The organism is Rhodococcus sp. IC4_135 (assembly GCF_011602025.1).
In the GTDB taxonomy this organism is placed as follows: Bacteria; Actinomycetota; Actinomycetes; order Mycobacteriales; family Mycobacteriaceae; genus Rhodococcus_F; species Rhodococcus_F baikonurensis.
The window spans coordinates 99,601-112,278 of record NZ_JAAOLG010000011.1 but is presented as its reverse complement, the minus strand read 5'-3'; the positions used below and the strand labels follow the sequence as shown (position 1 = coordinate 112,278).

The following is a 12,678-nucleotide window of genomic DNA, read 5'->3' as shown; positions in this document are numbered from 1 at the left end:
TCTTACCGAAAGTAGAACCGGTGACGCACAACTAGCGAGAAAGACTAGACCTCAGCCGCAACGACGGCCGGAACGATGTTCACGGTCTTGCGTCCACGCTTCTGGCCGAACTCGACTGCACCGGCAGCGAGAGCGAACAGGGTGTCGTCGCCGCCACGGCCGACGTTGACGCCGGGGTGGAAGTGCGTGCCGCGCTGGCGAACCAGGATTTCGCCTGCGCTGACCGACTGGCCGCCGAAGCGCTTCACGCCGAGGCGCTGGGCGTTTGAATCGCGACCGTTACGGGAGCTGGATGCACCCTTCTTATGTGCCATGCTATTGACCCTCCTCGGGTGAAATTAGCTAGAAAGAACTGGTTACTTGATGCCCGTGACCTTGAGCACCGTGATCGGCTGCCTGTGGCCCTGACGCTTGTGGTAACCGGTCTTGTTCTTGAACTTGTGGATGCGGATCTTCGGGCCCTTGGTGTGCTCGACGATCTCACTGGTGACTGCGACCTTGGCCAGCTTGGCCGCGTCGGTGGTCAGGTCAGATCCGTCGACCACGAGAACGGGAGCAAGCGAGACAGCAGTGCCGGGCTCACCCTCGATCTTCTCGACCTTGACGAGGTCACCAACAGCGACCTTGTACTGCTTTCCGCCGGTCTTGACGATCGCGTACGTTGCCATCGGAGGGCTACCCCTTGCTTCTTCGAACTTGCTCGCGCTGCTGCCTGAGGCTTCAAATGCATCGCGACTGGTCTGGTTTATGTCACCTCGGCTCGGTACTGACGTACCGGGACATTCACGCGCACTCTAGGCACACGGAATCTCTACCGCCGGGTGGCGACCCTCCAAGGTTACGGGAAAGCAACCGTCAGGGTCAAACCGCCCCGCCGAGGGGTGGTGCTCACTACTCTGTACTGCTTCTACCAGCTGAAACTTCGGATAACGGTTGGATGCCCTCGCTCATCGCCAGGACATCCAACCGACCGAAACCGGTAGTTCTTACTCTCCGTCGACCGGCGGACCCGCGGGACGTGCTGCTGCACGCCTGCGACGAGGCCGCTTGACGACGACAACTTCTTCCTCGGCCGGAACCTCGATGGCCGGAGCCTGGACGTTCTCCACGACCGCTTCCGCTGCGGGTTCCGGAGTCGGAATCACGAAGACCGTGCCCACCTCGGGAGCCGCCTCGGCAACCGGTGCCGACGCTGCCCGCGACGCCCGGCGACTACGCCGACGACCTCGCGGAGCTGCTTCGGCCGGAGCTGCAGCCGACTCGTTGTCCACTGCGGGAGCTTCTTCCGCAGCAGAGTCCACAACAGAAACGTCAGGGCGCTCAGTAGCAGCAGGAGTATCGATCGGCCGATCCTGTTGCCGATCGGCACTTTTGGATGCATCGTCCCCCGAAGACGTACCAGCGGAATCGGACTCGATCGAGTCGGCCGCGACGGTCTCGTCGTCCTCGTGGTGATGCGAGGCCATCGCCAATGCCACCGGATGAGCCCGCTTGACCGTCGCGTCGACGGCCGGAACCTCCGGCGCCGGAGCTTCCTGTCCGTTGGATTCGGTCGAAGCCGACTTGTCTCCGCGGCCACGCTTGTTCTTGCGCGAGGTGCCGGAATCACTGCGCTGCGAGCCCGAACGCGATCCGCCGTCGTCCGAGGACTTCACCTCGACAGGCTCGGAGTGGACGATGATGCCGCGGCCGTGGCAGTGCTCACAGGTAGTCGAGAAGGCCTCGACCAATCCGGTACCCAACTTCTTGCGAGTCATCTGCACGAGTCCGAGTGACGTGACCTCCGACACCTGATGGCGCGTGCGATCGCGACCCAGGCATTCGGTGAGCCGACGCAGAACCAGGTCCCGGTTCGATTCGAGGACCATGTCGATGAAGTCGACGACGATCATTCCGCCGATGTCCCGCAGGCGCATCTGGCGAACGATCTCCTCGGCTGCTTCGAGGTTGTTACGAGTGACGGTCTCTTCGAGGTTTCCGCCGGCTCCGGTGAACTTGCCGGTGTTGACGTCGACGACGGTCATGGCCTCGGTGCGGTCGATCACCAGGGTGCCGCCGGACGGCAGCCACACCTTGCGATCGAGCGCCTTGGCCAACTGCTCGTCGATACGGCGAGCCGCGAAGACGTCGATACCGTTGTTCGGCGTGTACTTCTCGAGCCGCGGAAGCAGGTCGGGCGCAACGGAGTTGATGTAGTTCTCGACCGTCGTATGCGCCTTCTCGCCCTCGATGACCAGCTTGGAGAAGTCCTCGTTGAACAGATCACGAATGACCTTGACCAGCATGTCAGGCTCTTCGTACAGCGCCTGCGGGTTGCCGGACTTGCCGGTGTCCGCAGCCGCGGCCTGCTCCTCGATGCCGGCCCACTGAGCCTGCAGACGAGTCACGTCGCGCGCCAACTCTTCTTCGCTGACGCCCTCGGACGCCGTGCGGATGATCACGCCGGCGTCGGCGGGAACGATGTCGCGCAGGATTTCCTTGAGACGCTTGCGCTCGGTGTCCGGAAGCTTGCGGCTGATACCCGTGGACGTACCACCGGGCACGTAGACGAGGAAACGACCGGCAAGCGAAATCTGCGTGGTCAGTCGAGCACCCTTGTGACCGACCGGATCCTTGCTGACCTGAACGAGCACCTGATCGCCAGGCTTGAGAGCCTGCTCGATCTTGCGCGAGTTGCCACCGAGACCGGCGGCCTCCCAGTTGACCTCACCGGCGTAGAGGACACCGTTGCGGCCACGTCCGATGTCGATGAACGCAGCTTCCATGCTGGGGAGCACGTTCTGAACACGTCCGAGGTACACGTTGCCGACCATCGACGCTGACGCCGAGTTGGTGACGAAGTGCTCGACCAGCACTCCGTCTTCGAGGACTGCCACCTGTGTAGTCGCATGCGGTTGACCGCTGTCTGCTCGATCGCGCACAACCATGACGCGATCGACGGCCTCACGACGCGCGAGGAACTCCGACTCGGTCAGGATCGGCGGACGACGACGGCCGGCGTCACGACCGTCGCGGCGACGCTGACGCTTCGCTTCCAGACGCGTCGAACCACTGATGCCCTGGACCTCGTCCTTGACGCGGGTCTTGTTGCGAGGTTCGCGCTCGTGAACGACGGTGTTCGGCGGATCGTCCTCGGACGTCGCAGTCGCGTCGGTGGCTCCGTCGGTTCCGGTCTTGCGACGACGACGGCGACGGCGACGGCGGCTCGATCCGTCGGCGTCGAGATCGGAATCGTCGGCGTTCTCGGAATCCGCATCCGCGGTGGACTCGGACTTCTCACCGGATTCTTCGCCGGCAACGTCTTCGGTTTGCTTCTCGACTGCCACAGGGGCAGATTCCTGCTCCGAGTCGGTCGCGGTATCCGACTCTTCGTCCGAACCCTGCTCGCTGCCCTGTTCTCCACCCTGTTCTCCGCGGCCACGGCCACGTCCACGGCGTCCACGACGACGGCGACGCGGCTGATCGTCGTCCTCGTCATCGGACTCGGCGCTCTCACCCTCGGTTTGCGGGGCGGTCACAGCCGGCTCTTCGACGGCAGGAACTGCAACCGGCGAGGCCTCGGGTGCGACTGTTTCGGTTTCCGCAGTCTGCTTCTCTTCGACGACTGCCGGTGCTGCGGGCTCGCGGCGAGCGCGACGGCGACGCGGAGCTGCCTCGGCTGCTTCGAGATCCGGCTGCAAGAACAGCGGGACCTGCGGCGCGGCGGGGGCCGCCTCGGGCTGATGGGTCTGCGGTGCCTCGAAGGAAGTGAACAGATCGGACTGCTCGGCTTCCTTGCTCTGCAGCGCAGCAGCGGCGTCGAGTCCAGCGCTGATCTCGGCGACAGCCGGATCCACCGCTTCTTCGGCTGCCGGCTCTTCGACAACTACTGCCTTTTTGCGGGTTCGACGAGCCCTCACGGGCTTCTCGGCCGGAGCCTCTGCAGCAGGCTCCTCGGCAACAGGCGCCTCGACAACCGGGTCGATGAGGGTGTCGAGCTCGGCGACGACCGGCTCGATGGCCTCGGCCGCGGAAGTCAGCGACGCGTGAATCCGCTGGGCAACGTCACGTTGGAGACTCGACTGCGCACTACGCAACTCGGTACCGAGCGCTGCGGCTTCGGCAAGGACCTGCTTGCTGGTGACACCGAGCAGCTTCGCCAGCGCGTGTACGCGCATCTTGTCGGGAAATTCCGGGGTGGTGCTGGAATCTGATTCGGTTGGGGATTGATCGGCCACGTAAGTCTCCTCAGCCCCCGGGCGCGTCCAACCCAGAAGTCGAGTTGTCACGCGGCCACGCGGGAGCGTGCTGTGTGTACTCGCACCCAGAAGTGAGTGCGAGATTGTAAGGTCTCGCTCCGCATGGATCGCAGTGCCCGTTATTCACTGCGAGCACATGAAGTGCCTGGCTGGATGGCCGTTGTCCTGTGCGCGAGCGCCTGATCATCCAGCGTGCAGAGGTCCAGGGATTTCCTGTTGACCTGGAGCAGCGATGAAAGGGCATCGAACCTAGGTGTCATCCGGTTGAACGTGCGTAAAACAAATTGCGGTTCAACTGAAAGCAGTATCCCACACCAATGCGCCTGCAACTGCAAAGGGCGCACCGATGTGGGATACGTGCCGAGAATTCGCTGTGGAGATGTGGGCCCAAGACCCGTTCATGTGGGCCGGAGGCCCGAATCGGAGATTCAGATGGACGACAGCGCGGGGAACCACAGAGCGATTTCGCGCTCTGCCGACTCCACGGAGTCACTGCCGTGAACGAGGTTCTGCTGCGCTTCGAGTCCGAAGTCGCCGCGGATCGTGCCCGGAAGAGCCTTGTCTACCGGGTCGGTTCCGCCGGCCAACTGACGGAAAGCAGCGATGGCGCGGGGGCCTTCGAGCACTGCGGCCACCAGCGGACCGGAGGTGATGAACTCCAACAAGCTCGGGTAGAACGGGCGCTCGGCGTGTTCTGCGTAGTGGCTACCAGCCACCTCTTCGGAAGCTACGCGGAGGTCGAGTGCTGCAATTGTCAGGCCTTTGCGCTCGATACGGCTGAGGATTTCTCCTACGTATCCACGGGCAACGGCGTCGGGCTTGATCAGTACGAGGGTGCGCTCAGTCACAGCGGACAGCCTAAATGGTCAGTCCCGCTGACCGGGAAGCAGGCCCTTGTCCATTCGGCGCTTGATGTCTCTCTGCAGGTAGACGAGGTATCCCCAGACGATCCCGAAGGTGATCGCGACACCGGCGATCGACGGGTGGACGAAGAAACCGAACAGAAGAATCACCTGCAGTGCGACGTTGAACCCCATCGCCCACGGCTTGCCCTGGATGCCCGCACCCAGAATCATCAGCACCGCCAACCCGATGATGAATCCCGCGGAGGCCGCGGTGAGACCACCACCGACGACCGCGACGACCGGCAAAGCCAGCAGCACGACGATCGCCTCGAGGATCAGGGTTCCGGCCATTACTCCGCGGAAACTTTTCCACGGGTCCTTGGTCGGAGGCCCGAACTCGCCGGCAGTGTCTCCGAACTCGTGGTCTCCGAACTCGTGGTCTCCGGACTCGTGGTCGCCGGATTCGGGATTGGCATCTGACGGGGTACTCACGCGGGGTCCTTTCCGAACAGCGTGCGGGCAGCGCCAGCGGTCACGACGGATCCCGTCACCACGACACCTGCCCCTGATACGGCTTCGCCGGGTTCGGCCACCTGCTCGGCGATTTCGATCGCGACTTCCAAGGCGTCGGCAAGCACCGGCGCCACGACGACGCGCTCGTCGCCGAACTTCGCGACGGCAATGTTCGCCAACTCCTCGACGTCCATCGCCCGGGGTGACCCGTTGTGGGTGACGACGATCTCGTCGAAGACGGATTCGAATGCGGTCAAGATGGCGTCGACGTCTTTGTCCGCCATGACGCTGACCACTCCCACGAGCTTGCGGAAATCGAACTCCGCGGCCAGTGCGGCCGCGAGTGCGCGTGCACCGTCAGGGTTGTGGGCGGCGTCGAGAAATACGGTCGGCGCACTCCGAACACGTTCGAGGCGACCAGGATTGACGATCGAGGCGAACCCGTTGCGGATTGCGTCCTGATCGAGTTGTCGATCCGGACCGGCACCGAAGAACGCCTCGACAGCAGCGAGCGCAAGCGCCGCGTTGCGCGCCTGATGCTCGCCGTGAAGCGGCAGGAAGATGTCGGTGTACACACCGCTCAGGCCCTGAAGTTCGAGCTGCTGTCCGCCTACCGCGATCTGGCGAGCGAGCACCTTGAACTCGGAGCCTTCGCGAGCGACTGCGGCCTCGACCTCGACGGCTCGCCGCAGTAATACCTCCATGACCTCGGGAGTCTGCTCGGCGATGATCGCGACGGTGTCCACCGGAACCAGGTCCTCGCGGCCCTTCTTGATGATCCCGGCCTTCTCCTCCGCGATCCCGGCAAGATCGGTTCCCAGGTACTCGGCGTGATCGAGACTGATCGGCGTGATCACCGCGACCTGTCCGTCGATCACGTTGGTGGCATCCCATCGTCCGCCGAGTCCGACCTCCACCACGGCGACGTCGACCGGTGCCTCCGCGAACGCCGCATAGGCCATGGCGGTGAGCACTTCGAACTTGCTCATCGCCGGTCCCCCGGCTTCCTCGGACTGTGCGTCGATCATCTGCACGTACGGCTCGATCTCGCGGAACGTGTCCACGTAGAGCCGCGGTGAGATCGGATGACCGTCGATGCTGATCCGTTCGGTCGCGATCTGCAGGTGTGGGCTGGTGGTTCGGCCGGTACGACGATGCAGAGCCGTCATCAACGAGTCGATCATGCGCGTCACCGACGTCTTGCCGTTGGTTCCCGTGACGTGCACCGACGGATAGTTGTGCTGGGGCGAGCCCAGGACATCCATGAGCGCCTCGATACGAGTCAGTGACGGCTCGATCTTGGTCTCGGGCCAACGCTTGTCGAGTTCTGCTTCCACCAGCGCCAGTTCGGCGATGTCGACCGGAGTCGGAACCGAACTCTGAGCGTCGAATTGGGACGGCTCGTACGAACTCACTTGTCGGCCAACTCCTTCAGACGTCCTGTGATGCGCTCGATCTCTTCGACGGCGATCTGGCGACGTGTCTTGATCTTGTCGACGACGGCGTCGGGCGCCTTCGCCAGGAAGGCCTCGTTCGCCAGCTTGTTGTCAGCGGTGACGAGTTCCTTCTGCGCTGCCGCGAGGTCCTTTTCGAGCCGCTTCTTCTCGGCGCCGAGGTCGATGGTGCCCGAGGTGTCGATGTCGACAGTGACGGTTCCCTGGCTCAGACGCACCTCGACGGAGATCGACGCGGTGAATCCTTCTTCGGGTTCGGTCAGCTTGGCAAGCGCCGCCACGTAGGCGAACTGGCCGTCCATGCCTGCCTCCGAGAGCCCGGACGCACGCGCCGGGACCTTCTGGGAAGGCTTGAGTCCCTGATCGTTTCGGAAACGTCGCACCTCGGTGATCAGCTTCTGCGTGTCTTCGATCCTGGTGGCGGCCTGGGCGTCGACTGCGACGCCGGACAACGTGGGCCAGTCGGCGACGACGACGGACTCGCCGCCGGTGAGCACCTTCCACAGGGTTTCGGTCACGAACGGAATGACCGGGTGCAGGAGGCGGAGCAATGCATCGAGAACGTTGCCGAGCACGGCGCGGGTGTTCGCGGCGACGGCCTCGTCACCGGCGAACTGCACCTTGGCGAGTTCGAGGTACCAGTCACAGACCTCGTCCCACGCGAAGTGGAACAGGCCTTCGCACGCCTTGCTGAACTCGTAGCGATCGAATGCGGCGTCCGCCTCGGCCTGGACCGTGTCGAGACGGTCGAGGATCCAACGATCGGCGTCGGTCAGTTCGCTTCGAGCGGGCAGCGGCGCGGGAGCAGCGCCGTTCATCAGAGCGAACTTGGTCGCGTTGAACAACTTGGTCGCGAAGTTGCGCGAGGACTGCGCCGAATCCTCACCGACGGACAGGTCACTGCCCGGGTTGGCGCCGCGTGCGAGTGTGAATCGCAGGGCGTCGGCGCCGAAACGATCGACCCAGTCGAGTGGGTCGATACCGTTGCCACGAGACTTCGACATCTTCTTGCCGTACTGATCGCGAACCAGTCCGTGCAGGAACACGTCCTTGAACGGCATCTGCGCGCCCGACTTACCCGGACCGGCGGTGATCGACTCGTCCTCGGACACGTACGTGCCGAACATCATCATGCGGGCGACCCAGAAGAACAGGATGTCGTAGCCGGTGACGAGAACGCTGGTGGGATAGAACTTTTCGAGTTCGGGCGTCTTGTCGGGCCAACCCATCGTCGAGAAGGGCCACAGTCCCGAGGAGAACCAGGTGTCGAGGACGTCGGGATCCTGGACCCAGCCTTCCGGTGCCGTTTCGTCGGGACCGAAGCATGCAACTTCGCCCTCGGGGCCGTACCAGACCGGAATGCGGTGACCCCACCAGAGCTGACGGGAAATGCACCAGTCGTGCATGTTGTCGACCCAGTCGAACCAGCGTGGCTCCTGACTCGCCGGGTGAATGACGGTGTCCCCGTTGCGAACCGCGTCACCCGCAGCCTTGGCGAGCGTCTCGACCTTGACCCACCACTGCAACGAGAGACGAGGCTCGATGGCCTCGCCACTGCGCTCGGAGTGCCCGACGCTGTGCAGGTACGGGCGCTTCTCGGCGACGACGCGTCCCTGCTCGGCGAGGGCTTCGCGAACCTTGACGCGAGCCTCGAAGCGGTCCATACCGTCGAATTCGGTTCCGGTGTCGGCGATCTTGCCGGTCTTGTCCATGATGGTGGGCATCGGCAAGTTGTGCCGCAGGCCCATCTCGAAGTCGTTGGGGTCGTGAGCCGGCGTGATCTTCACAGCGCCGGTTCCGAACTCGGGGTCGACGTAGTCGTCCGCGATGATCGGGATCTGACGTCCGGTGAACGGATGATCGAGGGTGGTGCCGACGAGGTGCTTGTAGCGCTCGTCTTCGGGGTGGACCGCCACTGCGGTATCACCGAGCATCGTCTCGACGCGAGTGGTCGCGACGATGACGTGCGGCTCGTTGTCGTCGAGCGAGCCGTAGCGCAGGGAGACCAGCTCACCTTCGACATCCTCGAACTTCACCTCGATGTCGGAGATCGCGGTCTGCAGCACCGGCGACCAGTTCACGAGACGCTCGGCGCGGTAGATCAAGCCCTCGTCGAACATGCGCTTGAAGACGGTCTGGACGGCGCGCGAGAGGCCCTCGTCCATCGTGAAACGATCACGACTCCAGTCGACGCCGTCACCGATGCGCCGCATCTGGCCACCGATGGTTCCGCCGGATTCGCGCTTCCAGTCCCAGACCTTGTCGATGAACAGCTCGCGGCCGAAATCTTCCTTGGTCTTGCCCTCGGCAGCGAGTTGCTTCTCGACGACGGACTGCGTGGCGATACCGGCGTGGTCCATGCCAGGCAGCCACAGCACCTCGTAGCCCTGCATCCGCTTGCGGCGACTGAGGACGTCCATGAGGGTGTGATCGAGGGCGTGGCCCATGTGCAGGCTGCCGGTGACGTTCGGGGGCGGCAGCACGATGGAGTAGCCGGGCTTGTCGCTGGTCGCGTCGGCCTGGAAGTACCCGGCGTCTACCCAGCCCTGATACAGATCGGCCTCTACCGCGCTGGGGTCCCAGCTCTTGGGTAGGGCGTCGGCGGGGGTCTGGGGGTTCTCTGGAGCTGCACTGGTCACCACTTGATCCTAATGACTCCCCCGCTGCGAACGAATTCGCCCGTCGAGGGCTGCGGTGGGCACGAACGACAGTCCCCTTGGTCCGGGGTCAGCCGAACAAACGATATTCACCGATCCGCTCCGCTGACAGGATCGCTCTGAAGGACGACCGACCAACGACCTGTGGAGCAAATATGTTGAACAACTGGAGTTCTCGCCGTCCCGGCGTTCGAACCTTGGCGGCGGCCGCGACGATCGGAGCGGCGGTTGCCCTCGTGCTTCCGGCGACTGCGTCCGCTGCACCCGGCATCGAAGAAAGTGTGCAAGGAAGCATCGACAGTGGCAGCGCCACGATCAACGGGAGTGTCGGCGACATCGGGAACGACATCGCAAACGGCATCGCCAGCGGCAGCGTGGGCGACATCGTCGGCGGAATTGCCACCGGGAATTTCAACGACGTCATCGGGGGCCTATCCGCAGGCTCGACCAGCGCGACGGACATCGTCAACGGCCTGGCCAGTGGCAATGTCAGGGACATTCTCAGTGGGCTGGCCAGCGGCAGCGGCGGCGGCGGATCGTTTGCTCCGACGCAGCGATGTGACGCCTCGACGGTCTCCGGCGGCGCAGGAATCACCAGCACCAAGCACGAGCTCGGCCGCGGCGGTCCGACGTCGTTCGTACTCGGCTACGAGACCGAAAATGTCCCGGACCTGATCGAGGTGTACTACGAAGGACGATTGATCCACAGCACCGGATACATCGGCGACAACATCAACGAGGGAACCGGTTCGGCGGTCGTCAACGTGCCCGCCGGCGGTGCATCGTCCGTGCTGGTTCGCGTCACGGGCCCCGACCACACCGAGTGGGCGTACACCGTTCGCTGCCCCGGCGCCTGATTCCAGTCCGGATCCGCGAGGAAGATCGTGCCTCGTTCGGCTGTTTCAGCCGAACGAGGCACGCACGGTCAACCCAGAATCTCCGGCAGCGCGACATCCTCGCCGAGAACGTGCTCGGAGAGGAACGCGGTGACCACCTCGTACCAGATCTTGGTGTGCTGCGGCTTGAGCACCCAATGATTCTCGTCGGGGAAGTACAGGAAGCGATGGTCCGTTTTCCCGTCGTCGTCGGCGGGCAGACCTGACTCTGCAAGCAGTTCGTACCAGAGTCGCAAGCCCTCACCGATCGGAACCCGGTAGTCCTTGTCGCCATGGATGACCAGCATCGGAGTCGTGATGTCTGCGACGTACAGATGCGGCGAATTCTCGACGGCCATCTCCGGCGACATCTCCCGTTGCCAGTACCAGGCCGCGTCCGTCGTCGGGCCGAATTGATCGAGCGCCCAGAGGCTTGCGTGGGTGACGATCGCGTCGAAACGGTTGGTATGGCCGGCAATCCAGTTGGCCATGTAACCGCCGAACGACCCACCCATCGCGCCTGTCCGCTTGGGGTCGATCTCGGGCTGCGCGACGGCAGCATCGGTGATCGCCATCAGATCGGTGAAGGGCGCCTTGCCCCACTGACCCCACCCGCGCTGGACGAAATCCTGCCCGTAGCCGGTCGAGAGTGCGGGATCGGGCAGCAGTACTGCATAGCCCTTGGCGACGAGCAGCCACGGATTCCACCGCCAGGACCAGGTGTTCCACGAACCGAGTGGGCCACCGTGGACCCAGAGGAGCAATGGCACCGGTGCGTGCGGTGCGGCGCCGGTCGGCAGCGCCAACCAGCTACGGACCGTCGAACCGTCCTCGGCGCGAGCGGTGATCTCGGTCAGTGTTCCCGGCAGCTCCGGCAATGCGTCGGGTCCACGAAGTGCGGTGATCTCACCGGATCGCAGATCCACCCGCACCACGTGAGGGGGCGCTTCGTACGAAGCCCGCAACGCGTAGATCGACTCACCGTCCGGCGCCACTCGAACGTCGGTGTACGCCGCGTCGTCGGCTGTCAGGCGCACTGGTTGACCCCACAGGTCGATGGTGAAGATCGGACCGCGGCCGCCGTCGTCAGCGGTGACCACCAGCCCGGATCCGTCGGGTAGCCAGGCAAGTGAGGTAGGCCATCGATCCCAGCCGTCGGCGACGCCGGTCACAGCACCGGATCCGAAGTCGTAGAGCTGCAGAGTCATTCGCGGCGCAGACTCCGGCGTGGTGAGGGTCTCCCGGACGAACGCGAGCTTGGTTCCGTCCGGCGAGAGCACCGGGTTGTAGACGTCCGCGTCGGCCTCGTCGACAAGGGTGGTTCGGTCACCGGTCACCGTGTCGATCCGAACCAACGTCGATCGGCGGGCGGCACTAGCCGCGCCGACAGCCCACGTGGTCACGACGAAGAGACCGTCGTCGGAAATCGTGGTCGACGTCTCCCGCAGCGCCGCGCCTGCAGTCGGTGTGATGTCCCGCAATTCGACGGAGTCCTTCGAATCCGTCTCGGCGACAACCAGATGCGGATGATCGGGGCCCAGGTCGTGGTCCCAGTGCCGCACCGGATACCCCGTGTGCAGCATCGCCGTGACCTTCTTGTCCTTGCGCGCGGATCGCACCTGATCGTCCTGGTCGAGGCTGATCGCCGAGGCCATGACCGACGTCTGTGCCACGAACGTCGGCGCCGCCTTGGCCGCTGATACCGACGAGACACCACCGGGACGCGAGATCAACAGCTGAGCTTCTCCGCCCGCCGCGGGTAGGCGCCAGAGTGCTGGTTGCGGATCATTCTCGCCCGGCACGGCTCGCGTGGCAGTGAAGAGTACGTCGCCGTCGAACGCGAAGGCGGCACCGGACTCGCTGGTCGAACCCCATGTCAACCGACGCGCAGGACGCCGACCTTCCGGGTCGATCTCCCACAACGAGGACACGTATTCGGCGCGCTTGTCGTCGAGAACGGCGCGCGCGCAGATCAGCAGCGAGCCGTCAGGTGACAACACCAGGCCGGACAACCTGGCCAGAGCGATGTAGTCGTCGAGTTCGTCGAACGGCGTGCCTGCGTGGAGCTCGGGAATCTGGGTCACCACTAGTTGGTA

General features: G+C 64.2%; 9 protein-coding genes. 1 reads left to right on the top strand and 8 read right to left on the bottom strand.

Going from position 1 to position 12,678, the window contains the following annotated elements:
- Positions 1 to 44: 44 nt before the first annotated feature.
- From rpmA to G8767_RS20310, 7 genes are all read right to left on the bottom strand, one after another.
- Positions 45 to 314 carry a 50S ribosomal protein L27 gene (gene rpmA / locus G8767_RS20340; RefSeq protein ID WP_003944532.1) on the bottom strand — a complete coding sequence of 90 codons (270 nt, stop codon included), beginning with the start codon at positions 312 to 314 and terminating at the stop codon, positions 45 to 47.
- A gap of 42 nt (positions 315 to 356) precedes the next feature.
- Entirely contained in the window at positions 357 to 668 is a 312-nt protein-coding gene (rplU, locus tag G8767_RS20335; protein ID WP_003944533.1) for a 50S ribosomal protein L21, read from the bottom strand.
- 318 nt (positions 669 to 986) lie between these two features.
- Positions 987 to 4,217 (bottom strand): translation initiation factor IF-2 N-terminal domain-containing protein, encoded by a 3,231-nt coding sequence (locus G8767_RS20330; protein WP_166811428.1) that lies wholly within the window; start codon positions 4,215 to 4,217, stop codon positions 987 to 989.
- A 449-nt stretch (positions 4,218 to 4,666) separates the two neighbouring features.
- Positions 4,667 to 5,086, bottom strand: a complete 420-nt coding sequence (gene ndk / locus G8767_RS20325; protein WP_003944527.1) for a nucleoside-diphosphate kinase — start codon at positions 5,084 to 5,086, stop codon at positions 4,667 to 4,669.
- 18 nt (positions 5,087 to 5,104) lie between these two features.
- A complete protein-coding gene (locus G8767_RS20320) occupies positions 5,105 to 5,575 on the bottom strand; it encodes a DUF4233 domain-containing protein (RefSeq protein ID WP_166811426.1) in 471 nt (156 codons plus the stop codon).
- Positions 5,572 to 7,011 (bottom strand): folylpolyglutamate synthase/dihydrofolate synthase family protein, encoded by a 1,440-nt coding sequence (locus G8767_RS20315; RefSeq protein WP_003944455.1) that lies wholly within the window; start codon positions 7,009 to 7,011, stop codon positions 5,572 to 5,574. The genes G8767_RS20320 and G8767_RS20315 overlap by 4 nt, the downstream gene beginning before the upstream one ends.
- Positions 7,008 to 9,689, bottom strand: a complete 2,682-nt coding sequence (locus G8767_RS20310) for a valine--tRNA ligase (RefSeq protein ID WP_166811424.1) — start codon at positions 9,687 to 9,689, stop codon at positions 7,008 to 7,010. Before G8767_RS20310 ends, G8767_RS20315 begins: the two co-directional genes overlap by 4 nt.
- Before the next feature lie 173 nt (positions 9,690 to 9,862).
- Between G8767_RS20310 and G8767_RS20305 the strand changes: the two genes are divergently transcribed.
- Entirely contained in the window at positions 9,863 to 10,564 is a 702-nt protein-coding gene (locus G8767_RS20305) for a hypothetical protein (protein ID WP_166811422.1), read from the top strand.
- Between the two features lie 68 nt (positions 10,565 to 10,632).
- Here the strand turns inward: G8767_RS20305 and G8767_RS20300 are convergent, their stop codons facing one another.
- Positions 10,633 to 12,666 carry a S9 family peptidase gene (locus G8767_RS20300; RefSeq protein WP_166811420.1) on the bottom strand — a complete coding sequence of 678 codons (2,034 nt, stop codon included), beginning with the start codon at positions 12,664 to 12,666 and terminating at the stop codon, positions 10,633 to 10,635.
- Positions 12,667 to 12,678: the final 12 nt, after the last annotated feature.